Origin of the sequence: Lentihominibacter hominis, from assembly GCF_014385065.1 — a bacterium.
GTDB classification, from domain to species: Bacteria; Bacillota; Clostridia; order Peptostreptococcales; family Anaerovoracaceae; genus Lentihominibacter; species Lentihominibacter hominis.
Genome location: NZ_JACRTA010000003.1, coordinates 481,132 through 505,078 on the forward strand (window position 1 = coordinate 481,132; position 23,947 = coordinate 505,078).

The following is a 23,947-nucleotide window of genomic DNA, read 5'->3' on the forward strand; positions in this document are numbered from 1 at the left end:
CTCACTCTATAAACATTGCGTCGCCATAACTAAAAAACCTATATTTTTCTTTAACTGCTTCGTCATATATTTCAAGAATTTTTTTTCTGTCATACAATGCTGATATCAGCATAAGCAAAGTAGATTTAGGCAAGTGAAAATTAGTAATAAGGCTGTCCACAATCTTGAATTCATATCCAGGATATATAAATATACCTGTGCTTCCTTCTCCGTTTTTTATTTGCCAGCAACCTCTGACGCCCTCTGCCGATAAAACATTTTCGTCAAAATAAGCTGCACTTTCTATAGTCCTTGTGGATGTAGTTCCCACAGAAATTATTCTTCTGCCTTCCTTCTTTGCTTTATTTATAGCCGCTGCACTTTCCGGGTTGATGGAATACTCCTCAAAATGCATAGTATGATCCTCAACGTTATCACACTTTACAGGTCTGAATGTTCCTATTCCGACATGTAAAGTAACATAGATAAGTTCGATTCCTTTGTCTTTCGCTTTCCGAAGAAGCTGATCCGTAAAATGCAGTCCTGCTGTAGGCGCAGCTACAGACCCCTCTTCTCTGCAGTACACTGTCTGGTACCGCTCTTTGTCTTCCTGATCACCGGGTCTTTCTATATAAGGCGGAAGCGGCATTCTTCCCAATTCTTCGAGCCTTTCCATGAAAATCCCTTCATATTCAAACTCCACAATTCTGGTTCCGTCAGAACCAAAATCCTTTATAGTTGCTATGAATCGGGGTGACTGGCTAAAAATCACACGGTCTGTGGGCTTCAGTTTTCTTCCCGGTCTGACCATAGTCTCCCATGTATCTCCTTCTATACGCTTTATCAAAAGAAACTCCACTTTTGCTCCGGTCTTTTCTTTCACACCGTAAAGTCTTGCAGGCAACACCTTAGAATTATTCAAAACAAGGCAGTCCCCTTTTTTAAGATAATCTATTATATCAAAAAAATGTTTATGTTCCAGTTTGCCCGTATCTCTATGAACCACCAAAAGTCTGGAACTGTCTCTTCTTTCAGCCGGTTTCTGAGCTATAAGCTCTTCCGGCAGATTATAGTCAAAATCACTGATTCTCATGCAAATATCCTCTTAATCACTTATTGTAACAGTAAATTGTTTTTCTCCATCATCTGCTGCTATTCCCAGATGCTTATAAGCTGCCTCAGAGACAACTCTTCCTTTTTGCGTCCTATGAAGAAACCCTATCTGGATAAGATATGGCTCATAAACATCCTCAATAGTAACCCTTTCCTCGCCTATAGACGCGGCTATTGTATCTATGCCCACAGGTCCTCCTCTAAAGCGCTGTATAATCGTCCTCAGAATCTCTCTATCAAGGCTTTCAAGTCCCATCTCATCTACGCCCAGAGCTTTTAGCGCTTTATTTGTTATATCTATATCTATATTCCCCGTACCTTTTACCTGAGAAAAATCACGAACTCGTTTAAGCATCCTATTGGCCACACGCGGCGTTCCCCGTGAACGCTTGGCCATCTCATTCATGGACGCTTCATCAGCTGATACCCCCAGAATCTCCGCTGATCTTCCTATTATTTTTTTCAGCTCTTCTGCCGTATACATTTCAAATTTACAACTGACTCCGAATCTATCCCGCAGAGGCGCTGATAAACTGCCTGCTCTGGTAGTTGCCCCTATGAGAGTGAATCTGGCAATATCAAGTCTTATAGATCTTGCAGAAGGACCTTTTCCTATTATTATATCAAGAGCAAAATCTTCCATAGCAGAATACAGGACTTCTTCAACAGACCTGTTTAGTCTATGTATCTCATCAATAAAAAGCACATCATTTTCATTAAGATTTGTGAGTATTGCCGCCAGATCTCCTGCCCTTTCTATCGCAGGGCCCGACGTTATCCTTATATCTACGCCCATTTCATTAGCTATTATACCGGCAAGGGTAGTTTTGCCCAGACCGGGAGGACCATAAAAAAGCACATGATCCAAAGGTTCTTTCCTTATCTTTGCGGCCTCTATAAAAATTTTCAAATTATCCGTTGCTTTTTTCTGCCCTATATAATCCTGCAGAGTCTGCGGTCTAAGAGTGCTCTCAGATCGTCCCTCTCCTTGTCCCAACTCTGCCGCAGTTATTCTTTCTTCATAATCCATTATGCTGTTCCTCTAAAATAAGTTTTTAAGCGCTCGTTTTATATATTCTTCTGCCGTCAAATCGTTGTCAGTAATAGAAGCCAACGCTCCACTCGCCTCTCCTCTTGTATATCCCAAAGATATAAGAGCACTGACAGCTTCACTCCTGCCGTCTGACAAGATCTGTCCGCGATCGCTGCTTTCCTCTGTATCAGAAGCAGATATCCCCTCTTCTGTACTAAACTTATCTTTAAGTTCCAGAACAATTCTTTCCGCTGTCTTTTTTCCTATGCCATTAGCTTTTGTAAGAGTCTTAACATCTTCAAATACTATAGCCTGCTGAAGCTGTTCAAGTGAAAAGGCTGACAATACAGAAACAGCCGCTTTGGCTCCTACCCCACTTACCGTTATCAGTTTTCGAAAAGCATCCAGCTCTCCTTTACGCATAAAACCATAAAGGCTGACATCATCTTCTCTGACAGTCATAGCTGTATAAACCATTACTTCACTGCCTTCGCTGCTCAGATAAGCGCGGGAATTGGCCGGAACAAATATCTCATACCCTACTCCATTGACATCTACTATTATATATCCATCGCCTTTTTCGGCAAGAGATCCTCGTATAAAACCTATCATCTTATATCAAGCTCCTTTAATCTTTTTCTCGTCTCGGCTGAATGACCGTGACATATGGCCGCCGCCAGTGCATCCGCTGTATCATCAGGTTTGGGAATCTTTTTAAGGTTCAGTATAGTTTTCACCATCATCTGTACCTGTTTTTTATCAGCTCTGCCATAGCCTACCAGCGCCTGCTTTATCTGCAGTGGAGTATATTCTTCAATCTCAAGACCTCCTTTTACACATGCCAAAACAGCAACCCCCCTTGCCTGCCCCACAAGGATAGCAGTCTTCGCATTGGTATTGAAAAACAGCTGCTCTATGGATGCTACGTCGGGCTTCTCCTCATCTATTATCTCTCTAAGAGAATCATATAGGTATTCCAGCCTGTCAGTCATATCCATAGAAGCATCTGTTGTCACCGCCCCATAACTGCACACTTTAAATCTATTTCCTATTTTTTCCACTATACCGTATCCTAAAATCGCATATCCCGGATCTATGCCTAAAATTTTCATAAAACATCCTTTGCTGATATTCATAATAATTATATAAGTATACCATAAACACATTAGTAATGAAACAACTGTTCTTTGTTTATTGACTAATACCCTATATGGGTATATAATATATTAAAAAATTCAGGAGGTATGAGATTAATGAAAAACATAATAATATTTCTTGTTATCGCAGTTATCCTTATTTTTGCAATACGCTCCAGTATAAAACATTTCAAAGGAGAAAGCAGCTGCTGCGGAGGAAACGGAAACTCAAAATTAAAAAAGAAAAAACTTCAAGGGCCTAAAACGGCAGAAAAAATCATATATATCGAAGGTATGCACTGCGAACACTGTAAACAAAATGTAGAACAAAGGATAAACGAAATAAACGGTGCAGTAGCGAAAGTAAATTTGAACAAAAATATGGCTGTAGTCTCTACGGACCGTCCTATCAGCGATGAAATTCTTATTAAAGCAGTCGAAAAAGCAAACTTCAAAGTCCGGGATATAAAAACTACGTTATCCTGAATGCCGGTCATATTTAAGAGGCTCCCGAATGCCTCTTATTTTATTTTTTAAGGGAAGAGTAAAAATCTCACCTTAAAACGGCAGCCTCTATACAATGTATCTATCTTTAAATCCTTCCTACATATTTTTATCACAGAAAAAATACATAACACTTGAGAATATTTTTCATTTCATGGTATAATTATAAATATATCCCACCCTGCGTCAAGACAAGTTGCAAACCATCTGCAATCGTCTGCGCAGACCGACGGCTAAATATTTTCGGAGGAATTAACATGCGAATCTCAAGACAGAATAAAATACTCGAACTCATTGAAACTTATGAGATTGAGACACAGGATAAACTTGTATCCATGCTCAGAGATTTCGGCTACGAAGTCACTCAGGCAACTATTTCAAGAGATATAAAAGAACTTCAGTTAGTCAAAACTTTATCATCTACAGGGAAGTATAAATATGCACAGCCATCTCAGGCAGACGGTCCTATGTCTGACAGATTTTCAAATATTTTCAGAGAAACTGTCAAATCTACAGCCCATTCCGGAAACATAGTTCTTCTCAAAACATTATCCGGATGTGCAAGCGCAGCAGCTGAAGCTCTTGATTCCATAGGCCTTCCCAATGTTATCGGCTCTGTAGCCGGAGACAATACTATAATGTTTGTCATAGATGATCCTGAAAACGCTCCCAAAGTAGTGGAAATTTTAGAAAACATGCTAAAAAAATAACAGAGGTATACTATAAATGATCAGACATCTCAAAATAAAAGATTTTGCCGTAATAGAAAACGCAGAAATAGATTTTTACGATGGACTTAATATCATTACCGGAGAAACCGGTGCAGGTAAATCAATAGTAATAGAAGCAGTGAGCCTTGCTCTGGGAAGCCGGGCAGATACTGCTTTTATTCGTTCAGGTAAAAAAAAGGCACTGATACAGATGATCGCAGATCATGATGGAAAAGAATATATAATAACCAGAGAAATCTCGGCTTCAGGCAAAAATATTTGCAAGATAAACGATGAGATAGTAACTTTAACTCATCTGAATTCTCTTTGCAAAAAACTCGCTGATATCCACGGGCAATATGACCACCAGTCTCTTCTCAACCCGGATTACCATATCAATCTTATTGATCTATACCACAAAGAAGAGATAAAACCTGCAAAAGACAAAGTCATTGAAGAATACGAAAATTACTCCGAAATAAGATCAAAGCTTAAAGTTCTTCTTGCAGATGTGGCGAAAGGAAATCGTGAACGCGATTTTATGCAGTATGAATTTGATGAACTTCAGAATGCAAAATTAGTAAAAGGAGAAGACGATGATTTAGAAGAAAAAGTCCGGCTTCTTCAAAATAGTGAAAAAATATATGAAAACCTGGCAGGCGCCTATCAAGTTGCTTCTGAAGATGAATACTCAGCACTTTCCGCATTAAAACGTATTTCGGATATGATTGGAGAAATATCTTCGTATTCTCCGGAAATAGAAATGCTGAGCAAAAGGCTCAGTGAGCTTTATTATGATTTTGAAGATATCTCTTCTTCTATAAGAGATTGTCGAGACAATACAGTCTTTTCACCGAATGAGCTTGATATGTGTATATCTCGCCTGGAAACTATTAATAAACTGAAAAACAAACATGGAAAATCCATAGAAGAACTGATCCAGTATAAAAAACAACTTGATGAAAAGCTCTCTTCAATACAATCTGCAGATAATATTAAAGAAACACTTGAAAAAAAGCTTGCCAAACACCGAAAAGCTCTCATTTCAGCTTGCGAAAATCTTTCGCTTATCCGAAAAGAGGCAGCAAAACAGTTGGAGGAAAAAATAACAGCCGAACTTAAAGAGCTGAATTTCAATGATGCCAAATTTTCCATACAATTTAAAAAGGCAGACGCTTTCACATCCAACGGATCAGATATTGCGGAATTCATGATAAGTACCAATAAGGGAGAACCTCTTAAACCATTGAGTAAAATCGCTTCCGGAGGAGAAATGTCAAGAATAATGCTTGCTTTTAAAAAAATTATCGGAGATTACGACGAGATCCCTACTATGATTTTCGATGAAATAGACAGTGGCATAAGCGGAATAACTGCCAGCATCGTCGGAAATAAACTCGAAGAAATAGCGCAAAGTCATCAGATCATATGTATCACTCACCTTCCGCAGATAGCAGCTTATGGTGTACATAACTACAAAATCTCGAAGATTTCTGACGATACGATGACATATACTACCATTCTTCCCCTTTCACATGAAGAAAAAATCCATGAAATAGCAAGGCTTTTAGGGGGATCCAACATAACAGATACTACACTCAAATCAGCAGAAGAACTGATAGAAGCCTCACATTAAAAAATTAAGAAGCAATACAAAAAAATATCTTACCTGTAATTTTTAACTGCATCTATTATAGCAGCAACTGTATTTTCCGAATGATATTTATCGGAGACCACCTTACAATCAGCATACTTTTCATAAAGCGGAACTCTCATTTCATACAAACTGCTTATAGTCTGCCCCTTTTCCATCGCAACGCCTCTTGTTTTTATATTTTTGAGGCGTTTTTTTATTACAGAAAGAGAAGCCTCTATATACACTACTATACCGTTTTCTTTCAGATGTTTCATGGCCGAATCATAATAAACAGCGCTCCCCCCTGTAGCAATTACTGTATTTTGCACAGTTACGGAACTGATTACCTGTTCTTCCAGTTTTTTAAAAACCTCAATTCCATCATTGTTTATTATATCCTGAAGCCCCTTTCCGGCCTCTTCCTGTATCAGCAGATCCGTATCCAAAAAATTCATCTTTAACGATTTTGCTAAAACCACACCTGTAACACTTTTACCGCATGCCGGCATTCCTATCAAAACTATGTTTTTCATCTTATAGCTCCTTCTTCTTCATCTATTAACGACTGTACATCATTTATCTGATTCTCCGAAAAAACCCGAAATCCTGATTTTCTTAAAAGCTCTGCAGTCACACCTTCTCCTTTTACTGTTTTTCCCGAAAAACTTCCATCATATATCATATTGCTTCCGCACGAAGGACTCTTTTCTTTCATTAATGCACATATCACATTGTAAGCTCTGGCAAGTCTTACAGCTTCTCTGGCGCCTTTCATATACGCTTCAGTCACATCCACTCCCTGTCTGGTCACTACTTTATGTTGTCTTCTCTGGGCATCTGATCTGGGGACCGTAAGTCCTCCAAAAACCTCAGGACATACAGGAATCAAACGACCTTCAGCCTTCCACCGCAGGAATCGCTCATCATTTTCAGCTTTAGATTTACCATCATATCTAACAGGACAGCCCCCATACAAGCATTGACTTACCAAAATTTTTTTCATTGTATACCATCCCTTCTTTCATGATAAAAAACAGGAGATGGTTCGCCATCTCCTGAATTTTTTATCATGTTCGCTCTATGCTTCTTCTGCAATCTCAGCTGCTTCTTCAACTTCCTGTGCTGCAGCTTCTTCCTCCGTAGGAGGATCTATCGTCTCTCTGATGCTTAGGCTGATTCTTTTTCTGTCTTTATCGATTTCGAGAATCTTAGCAGTAACTGTCTGCCCAATTTCAAGTTCATCATTTATGTTTCCGACTCTCTTATGAGCTACTTCGGAAATATGTACGAGTCCGTCAAGTCCAGGTTCCAATTCAACAAAAGCGCCGTATTCTTTAATCTGAACAACTTTTCCTTCGATAACCTGTCCAATTTGATAATTCTCATCAATCACGCTCCAAGGCTCCGGCTGATTCTGCTTAAGCCCCAGCGAAATCTTTCCTTTTTCTGCATTCATCGAAAGTACCTTCACATTGATCTTTTCGCCTATGCTGAGAACTTCCTGCGGATGCTTAAGCCTGCCCCATGATATCTCTGAAATATGAAGAAGACCGTCTATTCCGCCGATATCTACGAATGCGCCGTAATCGGTAAATCTCATTACGGTACCTTCAACAACATCATCTACATTGAGATTTTCCCAAATTTCCGCAACAAGCTTATCCTTTTCTTCATTAAGGAACAGTTTATGTGAAAATACAGCTCTGTTTCTTCTCTGATCTACTCTGGAAACCCTTACCTCCATAGTCTGACCAACAAATTCTTCTGCATTTTCAACATAATGATCGGAAAGCTGAGAAAGCGGAATGAATCCTGAGACTTCCTTATATTCAGCAATAACTCCTCCGTTTACCGGTCTAGTTACTTTAACTTCAAGTATTGTTTTATCTTCAAGCGCCTTGACAATTTCATCCCAATTAGCGCTGATTTCCAACTTTTTCTTTGAAAGCAAGATGCCGCCATCACCATCGTCTGTTTTTATAACTTTCGCTTGGATCTCGTCATCGACTTTAAAAGCGTCTGATAAAGTCTGCCCTTCTTCCAAGCTCACCTCTGAGATAGGGAGAATTCCATCCTTTTTGCATCCTAGATTTACAATAACTTCTTTGTCAGTAACTTGGTGAACCTTCCCTGTGACGATCTCGCCACCTCTCGGTAATCTCAGGGACTTCTCTATTTCGTCCATAAGATCGTTCATGTTCAATTCATTGTTTTCAAGTGTAACATCACTCATTCTGGCAATAACCTCCTTAATAGTGCATTCAGGTGTCGAAGCACCTGCCGCTACTCCTATTCTATTACATTTTTGAAGTTCTTTCAACGGTAAATCTTTAATATTTTCAACAAAAAAGGTATTTTTGCAGAATTTTTTGGAAATTTCACATAATTTTTTAGTATTTGAACTTTTTCTCCCGCCTATGACTATCATAATATCTGATTCTTTTGCCAGCTTTTCACATGATTTCTGCCGTTTAGTTGTCGCACTACAAATAGTATTATTGACATGAAACACCTTATTTTTATCTTCCAGTGCTTTTATTACATCAAACAACACCTCTTCTCTTATAGTCGTCTGAGTTACTACAAAAAGATCATCTTCTTTTATCGCTGCCGCTTCATCGTATGAGCTGATCACAAGAGCAGGCTTCCTACACCATCCGAATATTCCCATTACTTCCGGATGCTCTTTGTCACCAACTATAACCACCTGCTTATCTGTATCATGAACAAGATTATGTATCTTTGCCACAAATGGACATGTCGCATCTACAAGCTGTATTTTTTTTATATCCGCCTCGTCATAAAAATTTTTCCCTTCACCATGGGATCTTATTATAACCTTATCCCCTTCACTGACTTCATTCAGATTATTGATTATCTTTATCCCTTTTGCTTCAAGATCTTGCGTCACTCTTTCATTATGGATCAAGGATCCCATGGAAAATATATCGCCAATACTGTTTCGCGCAGCTTCTTCAGCCTTTTCTATAGCCTGTCTTACACCAAAACAAAATCCGGCATATTCAGCTCTTATTATTTTTCTCATCTATATTCTCCAATTCTTCCAGATATCGTTTAAATGATCCTTCACTTCCGTTTTCCGTAGGGAAATAGTATTTAACTCGTTCCTCATATAAATTATTCGGTAAATACTGCTGCGTCACATAACCTCCATATGAATGAGGATATTTATAATCAAGTCCTCTTCCTAAACTGTTAGCTCCTTTATAATGGGAATCTTTAAGATGATCAGGAACATCATCTATCTTTCTGCTGTGCAAATCAGACAAAGCTTTATTTAGTGCCTCATTCGAAGCGTTGGATTTAGGGCACGAGGCCATTAATACTACGGCCTGAGCAAGATTGATCCTTGCCTCCGGCAATCCCACCATCTGCGCTGCCTGAACGCATGAAGTAACTATAGTAACAGCATTCGGATAAGCCATACCTATATCTTCGCTTGCCATTACCATAAGCCTTCGCCCTATCATAACTATATCCGCTCCGCCCTCAAGAAGTCTCGCCAGATAATGAACTGCTGCATGAGGATCACTTCCCCTTACAGATTTCTGAAGTGCCGAGAGCAGGTTATATTTATCTTCTTCTTTATCATAAAACGTAGTCTGCTTCTGCATAGCTTCTCCTACGATCTTCCTGTCTATAACTTTTCCCTCGCTTAGATTATCCACAATAAACCCCAGAGTATCCAAAGCTACTCTGCAGTCTCCATTACTCATATCTGCCAGTATACGAAGTGCATCGTCATCATATTTTATGTCAAGTCCACCAAAGCCTTTTTCCTTATCTTTAAGGGTTCTTTCCAATATAGATAAAATTTCATTCGTCTCGAGCCTTCTGAATTCATATATATTTCTTACACGGCTTATCACAGCATTATTTACAGAAAAATATGGATTCTCGGTTGTACTTCCGATAAACTTTATAACACCGTCTTCAAGAGCTTTAAGTAATGAATCCTGCTGTAATTTGTTCCATCTGTGTACTTCATCTACATAAAGACATGTAGTTTCCTGCTGAAGACCATAAAATCTTGTAGATGCATTATCCAAAATAACCTTTAACTCCTTAGTCCCTGTAGTAGAGGCGTTTATCTCGACAAAACTGCTGTCTATTTCTTTTGCTATAAGTCTCGCCAATGTGGTTTTTCCTGTACCCGAAGGTCCGAAAAAAATGGCGGAATCAAAGGTTCTGTTTTTTATAGAATTATAAAACAGCGATCCCTCAAACATAAAATGAGTTTGTCCAACAAACTCTCCAAGCTTTGAAGGCCTCATTCTGGTAGATAATGGTATCATTCTTATTCCTTTTCCTGATGTTTTTTATTCTAAAGACGGTTTATTTATATATCGTTGTCACAAAAGCTTTGTCGACACCTGATGATTTAAGAGCTTCCTTCGCCTTATCCTTACTGTCAAATATCTCTCCTGTGATTTTATACATCTTGTTCTGTTCAATAACCTGCAGACCGGAAATACCTAACGAAGACATGGCACTTTCTGCAGCAGCTTTGCTGGAATAACAGCCAAATTGTACTGCATATCCGGCTACCTGAGTTTCCTGAACCTTTATATCATCTTCTACTACACTCGATCCGTTGCTGCTTTTGTCGGTATTTTTGGTCCCGTCCGTTTTCTCCTCATCTGTTTTTTTCTCATTTTCTGCAGTAAGCTGTGGAACATAATTGACTACCGGATCAACAACATATTTTGCTGTAGCGTATCCACATCCGACAGATAGGCAGAGAATAAGTATGACCGGTATAAAGTTGGGCTTAACACTCCTTCTCTGTGAGCTCCTGTAACTTCTTGGACGCCTTTTTTTTCGCATTCCTTTTCCCTCTCTTCCTATAGTATATTAAATACTATTAAAAAAGCGAGAGCTTTATTCCAATATAAGACAAGATGTTAAATAAATATATCCTACATTATACTACAACTTTTTTCAAATGCCAAAGCTTCAAAACATCATATAATAAAATTATATATCTTTCAGTTTTAAGACTTTCCGGCATTCTCCTCAGTATATACCTGCCTTTTCAAAACCCCCACCTTGTTTATCATCTCCCGCAAATAATAATTATGGAAATAAATATACTTAGCTGCTTCTACAAGATAATTCTCTTTATCATCGCGAATTTCTGATTTTAACTGTCCTATAAATTTAACCAAATTTTTTTTCAGATTCATCTCTTCCTTTAAAAGAGGTACATAAGCTATTTTGACCTGTCCCGTATCTTTATTGTAAAAAACAGTTTCATTTGTAATCTTTACTTTTGACGGATCAATAAAATACTCAACTGATCTTTTTAAAATTAACAGAACATTTTCCAAAATATATAACGCATCTTCAGTACGTTCGATACGATAACTGTTTAGAGGTGCAAATCCGCTGCAGTTATAACTTCCGTATTCTCCACTGCCTTCTCTTATAAAACCCATAGGTATAAAAATACTGCACTCTCCGGAAGTAAGCATTATCTTTTCAAAATCTTTCATAGAATTTTCTTCAAGCCTTATTCTGAATTCCTTGTTTTCCCACATAACCTCTTCTCCTTTTATCCACCGCATTTGCTACATTTTCTATAACCTTTTTTCTCCGCTTCGGTTTTATCAATTTTTACACATCTTCTTTTTATAGATCTGCATACTCCCCTATGATATGAAGTGCCGTCACTTTTGAAACAAAACACCATGCTTCCTGAATTGAGATCCCCAGATTTACAGATTCCACATGGGTCATATTTATTTTTGACACTGCTTGTGAGTATCACAGGACTTACAGAAGCTTTTATATATGTACAGTTTTCCTTATGAAACTTTTTGCCTGACTGGGGAAATATCCATACAGGCTGTTGCGCCTGACTGTTTTCAAGTCCTGAAGCACCAAGAGGACTTCCGTCGGTTTTTCTTCCGACAAACCCTCTGAACTTCACTTTGATTGTCATGGTAAACTCTTTCTTGAAAATCAGCGGAAATTCAACGTATTCTGATGCTTTCATCTCATATGAAATCAAACTGTCATTATGAAAATCCGAATGCATAATTCTTATATTATCCACTTCTATTGTATCCAGTTCTTTATTATCTTCTGTTACACGATTCTTTATTTTCTCCTCAATCATCATCGTTTCTACAGGACTATATGACTTAGAAGCTATCACCGAACTCTCATCTATGGCTCCGTGTATACAGTTTTCCCAAAGCCCCTCAATTTTAATGAAATAACCAAGAGACAATATTGCTAATATTACAAAAGGAAGAAAAACAGCAGCTTCCAATGTATAAAATCCCTTAATACTTCTTCTCATATCCGTAATATGTACCATTAACCTCTGCCTCTATCGTTATTCCCACTGAATGTTCATTTATTAAAAAATCTCCATCATATATCATTCTTGTATTGATCTGTATAAGATCAAGTATCCTGCTTATTTTTACATTCTCGTCTTTAAAAAACAACAATATCTGAAGATACTGATTATAGTCATAACCCTTATTGGCATCTGGCTTTATAGTTCCCCCTGTCAATCCTTCTACAGCATTATCCAGATTTATGGCCCATATAGTCTTATCTTTATTCACAGGGACTTTATATCCTTGCCAAAGCAATTCTACATCATTATCAGATTCAGCATATGCCCATGTCGCTGCAAGAGCTGCCTGTGTAGCCGGTGCTGCTGCCCCCGGAGTCATCACTTCAGCCAAAGCAAAAGTTTCTGCTCTTTTTTCCGGATCGCTGTATATATGGGCCAAATTCAAAGGAAACCGCATTGCTTTTAAAGCCATATCAACACATTTCTCATTTTTTCCATCGGAAAGTTCTCCTCCTAATATATATTCCGCTTCATTTCGGAAAAAATGCTGATGGCTTATAGTTTTATTTTTATTATTAAAATGTTTAAGAATATACTGATTTATCATATATGTATCTGTCCCTTTTTTAAAAACATTCTTTATTTCTTTTATATTATCTGCTGCCGACTCCGCTGTTGAAGTCAAACTTTTATCGGGAATTGCCGCAGAAGGAAGCGACACAGCAGTAGGACCATGTTTCAAAATTCTGTTTTCTGATATTTCATCACTTCTTTCCTTTTCTGTATCGCTCCTTCGTACATCGGACCTGCCTTCAGCACTCGCCAACTCCATATATTCCAAAATCTGATCTTTTATCAGATCAATATTGGCCGCAGAAAATCTGCTTCCCGAAACATTTATACTCTCAACTTTCACAGCTCTCATATCATTTATCGAATATTTTACATATTCCATCAGTTTTTCTTCCATTTGTCTGTCATTTCCCTTAAGGAAAAATAAGCCATACTCGTCCTGAATATGATAATTATATTCAGACATAACTGAATCGCCTGCCAAGCTCATTATTCCATCTGTACGGCTTTTCACACATTCTTCTCTGATTCCATATATGAGGGATAATGTTATAGATATCAGAGCAGCCAATATCACCATAAGGAATACCGCACTGCTTCCCCTTTTACTATTCATTCCTCATATCCTCCATAAGTCTGTGATATCTCACATAGGCAGGCCCGTCAGTGCCTGTGCATTTTCCCGTGACAAGAAACACGCCTTTCTTTTCCAGAATTCCTTTGTATTTCATTATAAGATATTTTTTCCCATTCACCTCGCATCCTGTGAGCTTCTTATCCGTATATATTTCTATTTCATCATTAAAATCATTTTCATCCTCTCCAAAATATACAGTTCTGCCTGTGGCTGCTCCGGCTTCACTCCTTATAGCTATATGAAGCCTGCATTGATCTGTAATCTGACTGTAAAAAAACATAATTATTAAAACCACAGTTATGACAGCAAATATAATCATCGGAAGCACTATTGATGCCTCCATTATATAACTTCCCCTCTTACTGTTTTCTATTTTCAATTAAAATCACTTAATCCCTCAAATGTCTTATTTACAAAATCAGTTATTTCTGTTTTGAATATAAGTCCGAGTGCTACTGCCAATGCAACCAGGATGGCTACCTGCACAAGTTCCATTCCTTTTTTGCTTTTAAATTTTATAATACTGAATTTCACGATTTTTCCTCCATTCTCAGTTCTGTTTTTGTATCTTTTCCCGTCTCAAAATAATCAAAGTTCCAGTAAAGCAGGCGCAATTGTTATAACTATCAGTACCATCAGAAATATCATAAGGGGTAAAGTAAGCTTCGTTTCCGCAAGACGACCTCTTTCTTCGCAGGCTTTCTTACGGCTCAACCATAACAACTCACTCTCTGCATGAAGTTTATCAGTAAGCTGCACCCCTTTTCTGACATTATCATTTATTATATTGGATACTCTCATGAGCTCCCTTACCCCACACTCCTTAGCCATCGTTTTTAATTCACTGTGCATCGAACCATTGGCAGTTTTACACGACGTATATATCTCCCTAAGCCTTCTGTAAAAATAATCTCCTTCATTTTCCGAGTCAAAACTTTCCTCTATTGATTTCTCAAAAGCACTTGTGAGAACAAGCCCTGCGTTAAGCAACAGAACAAGTCTGTTTACGAATTCAGGAAGCTGCCTTATAACTGATTCACCATCCTTCTTTTTCTGCTTCTCTATCATAGCAAATCTGTTTTTATAGATAAAAAAGGCAATCATAATTATAAGAATTGTTATCGGAACAGCATTAGACGACATGTTATCTTGAATTTCCCATGAAATTCTCTGCCCTGTATCGAGGGTATCCGGAAGTTTTACCTTACTTTCTGTTCTGTCACTGTTCAAATGCAAAACTGTATTTCTAAGCCCGGATTCGATTTGTTCACGTTCAGTGCTCTCAAAGCTTTCATCATGTTCTTTTTTCTCCGCTTTGCTTTTATCGTCGTAAGATTTTATAGTGACACCCATCTTTTTTTCCAATGTATCTTTTTTTCCAACTACTTTCACCTTGAACATCAGCTGTTTTGAATTCTGCCCCTCCATGGGGCGTGTAACATATAACTGTCCGCCCGATTCCATCACTTGTATATCTTTTTCGGAAAATGATATAATCAAATCTATAATCAGCAGGATGATTCCTGCAATCACTACTGCTGTAATCTGCTTTCTTGCATTTTCAGCGGCTGCCTCTTTAGTAATCCCACTGCCTTTATTACTCCCCATAATTGTTGCCCTCTCAAACCCGTATTTCTGAAATTTTCTCCATCAGACATATTCCATAAAATGTAGCTGCCAATGCTGCCGTCATCAATATTCTTCCTGTTAATGTGATATACAAGGGTTCAATATACGAATAGGAAAAAATATTCAACATCAGCAACATCAGCAGCGGCATTACAGATATTATCCTGCCCTCGACTTTCTTCTGAGAAGTTATGGTTTTTATCTCCCTGTCTATGTTCATCTTATCTGTCAATATCTCCGTCGTATGTCCTATTATCTTTTCTAAATTCCCTCCCATATTCCTGCAGATGATATATACCTGCACGAAATTATTTATATCTTCGCTTCTGCTCCTTGAAGCGAAATCTTTCAGTAATGCTTTATCGCTCTCTTTGTTTTCTGTCATACTTATTTTCATACGCCTCAGTTCCTTCATAATTGGCTCATCCTTTTCATACATAGATGAAAGATCTTCTTCCGCTTCTATCAAAGCGTCTTCCATCTGACGGCCGGCTGCCACAGAGGCGGATAATGAATACAGCATGTCCTTAAACTGTATATTCAACACAGCTAATCTCCTGGCTGCCATACGTTTTCTGAAATATGGAACAGCCTTATGTACCAATACCCCCGATACAAGAGACAATATCATGCTGTGGTAAAAAAGATAAACGACAACAAATATGCATACATACCCTACCAAATAAAAAAGTAACCTTTCTTTAACCGACAATTCATATACAGAGTAATCACGTACCATGCCATCCCCCTAAAAATCATCTTCGTTATATCCTGCCAGATACAATTTTTCACAATGCAAAAGCTTACTGTCTGCCAGTCTTCTACCTCTTTTAAAAAGGGAATTGACTTTTATTTTCCCATCTTTCAAACCTTCAAGCTCCGCAATCTCAAGAACTCTTCTGCTTCCATCCTTCATTCTGCTCATATGTACCATTACATCTATCCCTTCAGTTATCTGACTCCTTATAGCTTCAACAGGAAAATCTGCAGCTTGAAGAAACATTGCCTCAAGCCTTTTAAGCATACCTTCTATGCTATTCGCATGGCCTGTGCTTAAGCTTCCGTCATGACCTGTATTGAGAGCCTGTATCATATCCATCACCTCCTTTCCTCTTACTTCTCCTATGACAATGCGATCAGGCCTTATTCTCAGACTTGCTTTTACAAGGTGTGACATATCAACTTCTCCTTTTCCCTGAACATTGGCGCTCCTGCATTCCAGCCGGACTATATTCTCTACCTGTTCTATCTGAAGTTCTGCGGAATCTTCTATTACCACCACCCTTTCATGAATAGGAATAAACTGTGACAACACATTTAACATAGTCGTCTTTCCTGATGAAGTTCCTCCACATATAAAACAATTGTATCCTGAAATAACCAGCGCCTTCAAAAAATTCGCTTCATCTTTTGTTATTGTTCCGCTTTTTATCATATCTTCCATTTTCATTACATTTTCAGGAAATTTTCTTATAGTAAGAATAGGGCCATTTAAAGCAATATTTTTATATATGGCATTTACTCTGGAGCCATCCGAAAGTCTGGCGTCAACGATAGGATTCAGCTCATTTATTTCCCTATGTACTCTTGAAGCTATGCGCCTTATCAGCTCCTCCAAATCCTCAGTACTGTCAAAAGTAAGTTTTACTCGTTCGGGAATGCCATTCCTTTCTATGAAGATATGATCTTTTCCATTTACCATTATCTCTGATATTGATTTATCTTCCACATATGGCTGTAATATGTCCATCTCTCTTCTGAGAGAAAGAAAAAGACGTTCTATCAGCATTCTGTTTTCTCTATGGCTACAGCTCTGGGCTTTTTCCAGAGAAAAAACAAATATCTCTATTTTCTCAAGAGCCTCTTCATCGCTTAAGTTTCCTTCCGAATCTGTTATCATCAGTCTCACTTCAGATAAATATTTTTTTATATCCTCAGGCTGATAAAAACCTTTTTGTTCTTTTTCATGTTTTTCCATAATTAACATTTTTTTCCTTTCAATGATATGATACATCATTTGTAAATTTTTTACAATTAATTCTGTTCGACAAATTTCGACATATATGCATTAAAGAGCTTTTTTCATTCGCAATCTTTTTATTTACACTATAAATTTTATTATATATATTGAATTTTTATAATATTCAATATATAATGAATTTTACAACTAAGAGAATGAAGGAGGGTATAGAAAAAATGAAAAAATTAACAGCAATTATAGTTTCTCTTTCAATGGTATTGATGTTCGGTCTTTACGGTTGCGGCAGCAGCAACAAAGCTGAAGCCGACAAGACTGCTCCCGAACATTTCATACTGACAGGCGAATACAGCGATAATCTCATAAATTTTACAGAGATAAGTGATGACGCCGAAGTAGTCATGTGGGATGCAGAAAGCGAAAAATTCAAAGAAAGCGAACTATCTGAAGAAACTATAGTAGGCAATTTCACCAAACTTTCAGAGAAAGATGAAAATGGCGTTGCCGGAAAAGTCGAAATTGTTCCTTATGAGGACAAAGCAGATTTCTGGGATGAAGATGCCGCATGGATTGAAGGTGCTGGCATAGATTCCGATCCTGCCGTTGATGATGAAACGGGCGAAAAGGTTTTTTCGGCAGAATACAGAATCCCTATGGGTGAACGTATCCTTTCCGGATTCAAACTTGGAGATTACAGCGGTACGACAGATTTTGCCAATGTTAACAAAATAAACTACTGGTCCGACAATGACTATTATCATGCGACTTCAAATGATACCCTCACAATGCTTACAGGTTATAAAACTTATCTGCAAACTACCAGCTGGACATGCGGATTATCTTCTATCGCCAGTGTCCTCGAATGGTATGGCGTGAGAGATGGTCTTAATGATCTGGATCTGGCCGCCCTTAGAGGCGCTAAAGACGGAGATCAGTTTGCTCGCGGAACAGACCTTGATGAAATGGTCAATGTCTTCCATAAACTGACTGATCTCGGAATAACAGGAGAATGGGATATCATTACTTCCGATGACAAAGACGGAGCCGAGCTTCTTTATGACCCTGAATGGATACAGAACCAATTAAAGGAGGGGCATCCTATCATAGTTGGTTGGAATTCATATGGCGCTCATTATCAGACGATCATCGGATACGATAATATGGGAACGGAAGATACTCTTGATGATGTTCTCATCATCATGGATCCATATGACACTACAGATCAAGATAACGACGGCTATACCATCGAATCTTACGAAAGACTTTCCAGTGGCTTATTCACTATGGATTCAGAAGTTTCCGGAACTAAATTTATAACAGCAGCACCTGCTGAAGGCTGGAAATATGAACAGACTATAGGTGACGGTATAAATACTGATTACGATAATGCCGGCGTATTCACAGATGATAATAAAATGTCTTATGGAAAGACTGCTGAAGATATCAAAAAATACTATCCGGATACAGAATATCTGGGAGATAACGGCTTGGCAGGCGCAGCTACAGGAGGCTATGAACGTTCAGGCGATCATAACTATTCGCCATATTACAAATTCTTCGATTTTTATAATATGGAAAGCAACGATACATTGAAAATACTTACTCATTTCAAAACACTCCAGCAATCTACCGAATGGACTTGCGGAGCCACCTCTGCAGCTATGGTGATGAATTGGTTTAATATGTCCGAAGGAGAAACAGATGTAAGTCTGGCGAAACATCGGCAGGATGGAGATACAGGAGCCACTTATCTGAGCGGAATGGAGGAAATATTCACCTACATGAACGAAGAACATGATCAAGACTGGATCTGGTTTACAAACAAGGATCTTGATGATCCTGAAGGAGAAGAGTCCTACATAGGAGATTACTGTCTGCAGGCCGGCACTACAGAAGACTGGTATGGGCTGATCCCTTATCTTCTGGAAAACGATATCCCTATAATGATAGGATGGGATGAATGGGGCGGACACTGGCAGGTTATTGTAGGGTATGACGACATGGGTACCCCTGACGCAACACAGGATGACGTCCTTATCCTTGCAGATGCATACGACACTACAGACCATAACCAAGACGGTTACGTTATCGAAAGTTTCGAACGCCTGGTCTATGGATGGTATTCAAGCTATGATGAGGATAACATGCACAATGAATTCATAGTAGCATTTCCTAAATCACAACATGAAGATGTTGTAAAAGCTCTTGATCTGAATTAATCATATAAAAGACGGTTTCCATTATACGAAACCGTCTTTTTCTATATCTTTGGAATCACTATCCCATTTCTGTTCTGCTGTCTGTTTTTCATATTATGATTTTCTATGAACTTTGTTATCTCCGTACTGGCCTGCTGCACTTCCAATCGAAATTCATCGGCAGAAATTTTAAATGCTCCGCTTCCCGTTATTATCATCTGCTCAAGTCTGTCAGAAGTGGCGACTCTTACATGGAATTCCTTACTCTTTTCATGAGCTGTTTTTTCTATATACATATCAGCTGTTTCTGCTTCACGAGTATATACTACATCTATTTCATTATATCTTTCTACATGTCGTTTCCCATCCTTTACCTTATAAGCATCAAATACAATTATAACACGGCATCGCTTATACCCCTGGTAATTAGACAATATCTCTATCAACGCCGCTCTGGCCGAATCCATATTTATTTTTGCCAATTCTTTTAAGTCTTCCCATGAAAAAATTATATTATAACCATCTACCAATAGATATTCTTCAGTAATCCTAATAGGCTTTGTCTTTTTTTTGTCCTCATGAATAATCTCTTTCTTAGGTATTATTTTTCTTGATTTTGGTTTGCCATAAGTCATTTCAAATATCTTATCCAGCTCTTCTTCCTCTGATTGACTCCTACCCATTCCCATCGTCTTGCCTGAATTAAGATTATATACAGATGGTTTTGAAAAACCGCACTCTTTGCAACCGATGTCATCGTCACAGAAAGATTTTCTTTGTATGTGCAAATATCTATCTGCTTGATCCCATTTTACTGTAAAACCGGATCCATTGATGCAAAATACAGAGTCACCTGTATTATCCGGATCACTGTCAGGATCATAAGCTACAGAATTTATAACTTTATCCTGATTATGACACTCTTCATATCCCAACAGAGAACATGACAGCCTTCCCCGGCCTTTAGTGTATGAAGCCACATCTACAGCATAATCTTTCATTTCCGAAACAGGGGCCTTGCCTGAGATAACCGCTGTATGTCCGAATGTTTCCGGATCTTCCATTTCTCCACTCATTCTCTGTATATCCGACATAGCTCTGCCTATCACCTCTGTAGGTATTTCGAGTCTAAACTCATACCAAGGTTCTAAAAGTATATTATTGGCTTTTCTTAAGCCCTGTCTCAGCGCCCGGTAAGTAGCCTGTCTGAAATCTCCTCCTTCAGTATGCTTAAGATGAGCCCGACCGGTAAGTACCGTTATTTTCATATCCGTAATCGGAGAACCTGTAAGAACCCCGATATGTTCTTTTTCCTCAAGGTGAGTCATAATAAGTCGCTGCCAGTTTCTGTCCAGCACATCCTCACTGCATCGAGAATCAATCGTAAGCCCGCTGCCCCTTTCTGCCGGCTCCATAAGAAGATGAACTTCTGCATAATGACGAAGCGGTTCAAAATGCCCCGCTCCTATTACCGGATCCTTTATGGTCTCTTTATACGTTATTGAACCTTGCCCAAACTCTACATCAAATCCAAATCTCTCTTTGATAATATTTTTCAGTATTTCAGTCTGTACCTGTCCCATCAGCTGCATCTGAATCTCCTCATGCTGCCGATCCCATGAAACGTGAAGCTGCGGATCTTCTTCGGCAAGCAGCATGAGCTTCTCAAATGCTTTATGAATATCTATATCCTGCGGCAGCCCCAGCCGATACATCAAAACAGATTCAAGAAGCGGTTCCGAAGCTTCATCTTCAAATCCCAATCCCTGACCTGCATATGTGTTTTTAAACCCTATAACTGCGCATATATCGCCCGGAACAGCTGTATCTGAATTTCTGAACTTTTTCCCGGAATATATTCGTATCTGCTCCACCTTTTCATTTTGTTCCTGATCTTCTTCACAGCCCTCCGGCAAAGTTTTTACAGATTCTTTTACATGGAGACTGCCACCTGTTATCTTCATATGTGTAAGGCGGCCGCCGTGAATATCTCTGGTTATCTTATACACCTTTGCACCAAACTCATCAGGATATGTTTTATCCGAACAGAATTTTGCCAGTCCGTCCAAAAATATATCTGTACATTCAAGTTTTAAAGCTGAACCAAAATAACACGGGAATATTTTTCTGTCTGATATAGCTCTCCTAATACTCCTTATACTTATAGATCCCGTATCTATAAGTTCTTCAAGAAGTCCTTCCTCGCATACAGCCACCTGTTCCATCCATTCTCCGCCGATATCACTCCCGAATTTTACACAGCACTCATCAAGGCTGCACTGGAGCTGATTTATAACAGCATTTTCTTCCGCACCGCCGAGATCCATTTTATTAACGAAAATAAATACAGGTATTCCATATTTTTTCAGCAGTCTCCACAAAGTAACAGTATGCCCCTGCACACCGTCTTTGCCACTTATAACTAACACAGCATAATCAAGAACTTGCAGTGTCCGTTCCATTTCTGCGGAAAAATCCACATGACCCGGAGTATCCAGCAGCATGAATGTCCTGCCGCCATATTCCATTTCAGCTTGTTTTGAAAAAATAGTTATCCCTCTGGCTCTTTCCTGGAAATCAGTATCAAAAAAAGTATCCTGATGATCTACTCTTCCCAGTTTTGTTATTGCTCCGGATTCGAAAAGCAATGCCTCTGACAATGTAGTCTTACCTGCATCAACATGAGCCAAAAGACCTATACAAATATGACTCTGTGGTTTATTCCCGAATGTATTATTCATCGGAAAGCCCCTTCCTTCTATGTTATAATTCAGTAATTATAACATAGAAACAATCAGAAGTCGATTTTGCACGAAAACTGAAGAGCAAATCAATTTGCCTACTTGAAACAATGTCCTTATTTGCGTATAATAAATATGTATGGTCTTTAGCAAGACAAATTTTTAGAAGGGTGAAAACATGGACAAGCAACAATTAAATCGTTATTTCTTTTATGTACTGGGCGTTATTTTACTTTCAGCCGGAATCACTTTAAACACAAAAACAGCTCTTGGAGTATCTCCGCTGATCTCATTGCCTTACTCAGTTTCTCAAATATGGGATCTCAGTTTCCCTGCTATGACTTTTATACTATATTCGTTCTTTGTTGTACTTCAATTCATTTTAAAAAGAAAAAACAGGCAGATGAAAGATCTTCTGCAAATACCTCTTTCAATAGTATTCAGTTTATTTCTGGACATTTTCGGTGATGGTTATGATACATTCATCAGCCTTTCCGGTCTTCAGGACGATTCTCTTTTTATAAGAGTCATCATGCTCATTATAGCAGTTGCAATGACCGGAATAGGGGCTTCAATGATGATTTCTATGGATCTGATCCCTAATCCTGCCGATGGACTGGCTAAAACAGTAGGTGACGTTCTCGAAAAAGGGTTGGGATTCGGCAAAAATTTTATAGATTTTTCCAGTGTAGCAGTAACTGCTGTAATAGGAATCATTGCCAGCGGACACTTAGTGGGTGTCGGTATAGGAACAATAATAGGCATGATCGGCGTAGGAAGATGTATAGCTGCTTTTAATTATTTCTTCCACAATAAGATGATGCTGGCCATAGGCAATAATCATATGCCTATGTCATTAGAATAAAATAATATATAAAAAGCTGACACATTAGTATATAAGTTTATGTGCCAGCTTTTTTATATGAAATTCCAAAAATAAAAATTTATCTTTATTCTCATCACTTAAAGCCGAACGATATAAGTAAAGTTGTAATCACTTCATTATCTCTGTTATTTTGGCATTATTGTTCATAGGGTTACGCTTCGTATAATCAAATAAATAGTATCTGTCATCTATTTTCTCAAGATGTGTAAGTTTTCTGAGAAGACGAGGATCGTCAGTATCATATCTTCCTCCTGACAAATACCTATGTTCCCGTGATTCTCTGCTGTAAAAAACTTTAGAGAAATCCTTCTCAACACTGTCTTTTCCAAGAAAAGCAGGTCTGGTTTTAACGTTTTCTCTTGAATAATAATCATATATCATAGCTTTTTGCAGCATATCTGTATTTTCCTGCGGAACATATTCATATCCGAACTCCAAAAGTTTTTCATACCGCTGATTCCTTGAAAAATTCAGCATTTCCAAACGCTTTTCTTCATACCACATCGCAAGGGCTTCAAATAACCTAAAAGGGCTTTCCGTATATTGAAGGATAAATTTCAGTGTGTTCATAAACTGACCACTGTTATAATACACTTCAACCATTTCTTCTATGGTTTTCAGCTTTATCAGTTCATCATATGATATCCACTTGGTTTCAAGTATTTCATAAGGTGGATATTCAGTATATTTCATACCATATTTAGACACACCCTTTTCTATAGGCGAACCTTTAAGCATTTTCAAAAATCCCAGCTGAAGCTGATGAGGCTCCAGTGAAAAAACGTCATTGAAAGACTCTGCAAAACTGTTATAATCCTCAAAAGGCAGCCCTGCGATCAGATCAAGATGAAGATGGATAT

General features: G+C 38.3%; 24 protein-coding genes. 5 read left to right on the forward strand and 19 right to left on the reverse strand.

Annotated elements, in window-relative coordinates; genetic code table 11:
- Position 1: 1 nt before the first annotated feature.
- Genes queA through ruvC form a run of 4 tightly spaced genes read right to left on the reverse strand, consistent with a single transcriptional unit; the run spans position 2 to position 3,237 of the window.
- The gene (gene queA / locus H8692_RS10335) at positions 2-1,072 is read right to left on the reverse strand and encodes a tRNA preQ1(34) S-adenosylmethionine ribosyltransferase-isomerase QueA (RefSeq protein ID WP_187525645.1); all 1,071 of its coding nucleotides are present in this window, start codon (positions 1,070-1,072) and stop codon (positions 2-4) included.
- Positions 1,073-1,084: 12 nt separating this feature from the next.
- Entirely contained in the window at positions 1,085-2,122 is a 1,038-nt protein-coding gene (ruvB, locus tag H8692_RS10340; RefSeq protein ID WP_187525646.1) for a Holliday junction branch migration DNA helicase RuvB, read from the reverse strand.
- 12 nt (positions 2,123-2,134) lie between these two features.
- Positions 2,135-2,737 carry a Holliday junction branch migration protein RuvA gene (gene ruvA, locus H8692_RS10345; RefSeq protein WP_187525647.1) on the reverse strand — a complete coding sequence of 201 codons (603 nt, stop codon included), beginning with the start codon at positions 2,735-2,737 and terminating at the stop codon, positions 2,135-2,137.
- Positions 2,734-3,237: a crossover junction endodeoxyribonuclease RuvC gene (ruvC, locus tag H8692_RS10350; protein WP_177270102.1), complete on the reverse strand. Its 504-nt coding sequence runs from the start codon at positions 3,235-3,237 to the stop codon at positions 2,734-2,736. The genes ruvA and ruvC overlap by 4 nt, the downstream gene beginning before the upstream one ends.
- 141 nt (positions 3,238-3,378) lie before the next feature.
- Between ruvC and H8692_RS10355 the strand changes: the two genes are divergently transcribed.
- The 3 genes from H8692_RS10355 (at position 3,379) to recN (ending at position 6,111) form a co-directional block, all read left to right on the forward strand.
- Complete coding sequence (locus tag H8692_RS10355) at positions 3,379-3,747, forward strand: FeoB-associated Cys-rich membrane protein (protein ID WP_187525648.1); 369 nt, start codon at positions 3,379-3,381, stop codon at positions 3,745-3,747.
- A gap of 275 nt (positions 3,748-4,022) precedes the next feature.
- Complete coding sequence (locus H8692_RS10360) at positions 4,023-4,475, forward strand: arginine repressor (RefSeq protein ID WP_177270098.1); 453 nt, start codon at positions 4,023-4,025, stop codon at positions 4,473-4,475.
- Positions 4,476-4,491: 16 nt separating this feature from the next.
- Positions 4,492-6,111 carry a DNA repair protein RecN gene (gene recN / locus H8692_RS10365; RefSeq protein WP_177270096.1) on the forward strand — a complete coding sequence of 540 codons (1,620 nt, stop codon included), beginning with the start codon at positions 4,492-4,494 and terminating at the stop codon, positions 6,109-6,111.
- 29 nt (positions 6,112-6,140) lie between these two features.
- Here recN and H8692_RS10370 read toward each other — a convergent pair whose 3' ends face one another.
- The 13 genes from H8692_RS10370 to H8692_RS10430 all read right to left on the reverse strand — a co-directional run bounded on the left by H8692_RS10370 (position 6,141) and on the right by H8692_RS10430 (position 17,262).
- Entirely contained in the window at positions 6,141-6,644 is a 504-nt protein-coding gene (locus tag H8692_RS10370) for a shikimate kinase (RefSeq protein WP_177270094.1), read from the reverse strand.
- A complete protein-coding gene (locus H8692_RS10375) occupies positions 6,641-7,114 on the reverse strand; it encodes a 2-thiouracil desulfurase family protein (RefSeq protein WP_187525649.1) in 474 nt (157 codons plus the stop codon). The genes H8692_RS10370 and H8692_RS10375 overlap by 4 nt, the downstream gene beginning before the upstream one ends.
- A 75-nt stretch (positions 7,115-7,189) precedes the next feature.
- Positions 7,190-9,157 (reverse strand): bifunctional 4-hydroxy-3-methylbut-2-enyl diphosphate reductase/30S ribosomal protein S1, encoded by a 1,968-nt coding sequence (locus H8692_RS10380; protein ID WP_177270090.1) that lies wholly within the window; start codon positions 9,155-9,157, stop codon positions 7,190-7,192.
- On the reverse strand, positions 9,135-10,427 hold the full coding sequence (locus tag H8692_RS10385) for a replication-associated recombination protein A (protein ID WP_177270088.1): 1,293 nt from the start codon (positions 10,425-10,427) through the stop codon (positions 9,135-9,137). The genes H8692_RS10380 and H8692_RS10385 overlap by 23 nt, the downstream gene beginning before the upstream one ends.
- Before the next feature lie 40 nt (positions 10,428-10,467).
- Positions 10,468-10,959, reverse strand: coding sequence for an SPOR domain-containing protein (locus H8692_RS10390; RefSeq protein ID WP_177270086.1), 492 nt, complete (start codon positions 10,957-10,959; stop codon positions 10,468-10,470).
- Between the two features lie 167 nt (positions 10,960-11,126).
- Complete coding sequence (locus tag H8692_RS10395) at positions 11,127-11,672, reverse strand: DUF6382 domain-containing protein (protein ID WP_177270084.1); 546 nt, start codon at positions 11,670-11,672, stop codon at positions 11,127-11,129.
- A gap of 14 nt (positions 11,673-11,686) precedes the next feature.
- The gene (locus tag H8692_RS10400; RefSeq protein ID WP_187525650.1) at positions 11,687-12,439 is read right to left on the reverse strand and encodes a hypothetical protein; all 753 of its coding nucleotides are present in this window, start codon (positions 12,437-12,439) and stop codon (positions 11,687-11,689) included.
- Positions 12,423-13,634 (reverse strand): DUF5702 domain-containing protein, encoded by a 1,212-nt coding sequence (locus H8692_RS10405; RefSeq protein WP_187525651.1) that lies wholly within the window; start codon positions 13,632-13,634, stop codon positions 12,423-12,425. The genes H8692_RS10400 and H8692_RS10405 overlap by 17 nt, the downstream gene beginning before the upstream one ends.
- Complete coding sequence (locus H8692_RS10410) at positions 13,627-13,998, reverse strand: hypothetical protein (protein ID WP_187525652.1); 372 nt, start codon at positions 13,996-13,998, stop codon at positions 13,627-13,629. Before H8692_RS10410 ends, H8692_RS10405 begins: the two co-directional genes overlap by 8 nt.
- Positions 13,999-14,030: 32 nt before the next feature.
- Positions 14,031-14,189, reverse strand: coding sequence for a Flp1 family type IVb pilin (locus H8692_RS10415; RefSeq protein ID WP_177270040.1), 159 nt, complete (start codon positions 14,187-14,189; stop codon positions 14,031-14,033).
- A gap of 54 nt (positions 14,190-14,243) precedes the next feature.
- The gene (locus H8692_RS10420; RefSeq protein ID WP_187525653.1) at positions 14,244-15,263 is read right to left on the reverse strand and encodes a hypothetical protein; all 1,020 of its coding nucleotides are present in this window, start codon (positions 15,261-15,263) and stop codon (positions 14,244-14,246) included.
- 13 nt (positions 15,264-15,276) lie between these two features.
- The gene (locus H8692_RS10425) at positions 15,277-16,023 is read right to left on the reverse strand and encodes a type II secretion system F family protein (protein WP_187525654.1); all 747 of its coding nucleotides are present in this window, start codon (positions 16,021-16,023) and stop codon (positions 15,277-15,279) included.
- Positions 16,024-16,032: 9 nt separating this feature from the next.
- Positions 16,033-17,262, reverse strand: a complete 1,230-nt coding sequence (locus tag H8692_RS10430) for a CpaF family protein (protein WP_187525655.1) — start codon at positions 17,260-17,262, stop codon at positions 16,033-16,035.
- A gap of 218 nt (positions 17,263-17,480) precedes the next feature.
- Between H8692_RS10430 and H8692_RS10435 the strand changes: the two genes are divergently transcribed.
- Positions 17,481-19,481, forward strand: coding sequence for a papain-like cysteine protease family protein (locus H8692_RS10435; RefSeq protein ID WP_187525656.1), 2,001 nt, complete (start codon positions 17,481-17,483; stop codon positions 19,479-19,481).
- A 41-nt stretch (positions 19,482-19,522) separates the two neighbouring features.
- On the opposite strand, the gene H8692_RS10440 is transcribed toward H8692_RS10435, so the two are convergent.
- Entirely contained in the window at positions 19,523-22,201 is a 2,679-nt protein-coding gene (locus tag H8692_RS10440) for a translation factor GTPase family protein (RefSeq protein WP_187525657.1), read from the reverse strand.
- Between the two features lie 178 nt (positions 22,202-22,379).
- Between H8692_RS10440 and H8692_RS10445 the strand changes: the two genes are divergently transcribed.
- Positions 22,380-23,066: a YczE/YyaS/YitT family protein gene (locus tag H8692_RS10445; RefSeq protein ID WP_177270066.1), complete on the forward strand. Its 687-nt coding sequence runs from the start codon at positions 22,380-22,382 to the stop codon at positions 23,064-23,066.
- Between the two features lie 129 nt (positions 23,067-23,195).
- Here the strand turns inward: H8692_RS10445 and H8692_RS10965 are convergent, their stop codons facing one another.
- Positions 23,196-23,825 carry a DUF4080 domain-containing protein gene (locus tag H8692_RS10965; protein WP_346727797.1) on the reverse strand — a complete coding sequence of 210 codons (630 nt, stop codon included), beginning with the start codon at positions 23,823-23,825 and terminating at the stop codon, positions 23,196-23,198.
- Between the last annotated feature and the right edge of the window lie 122 nt (positions 23,826-23,947).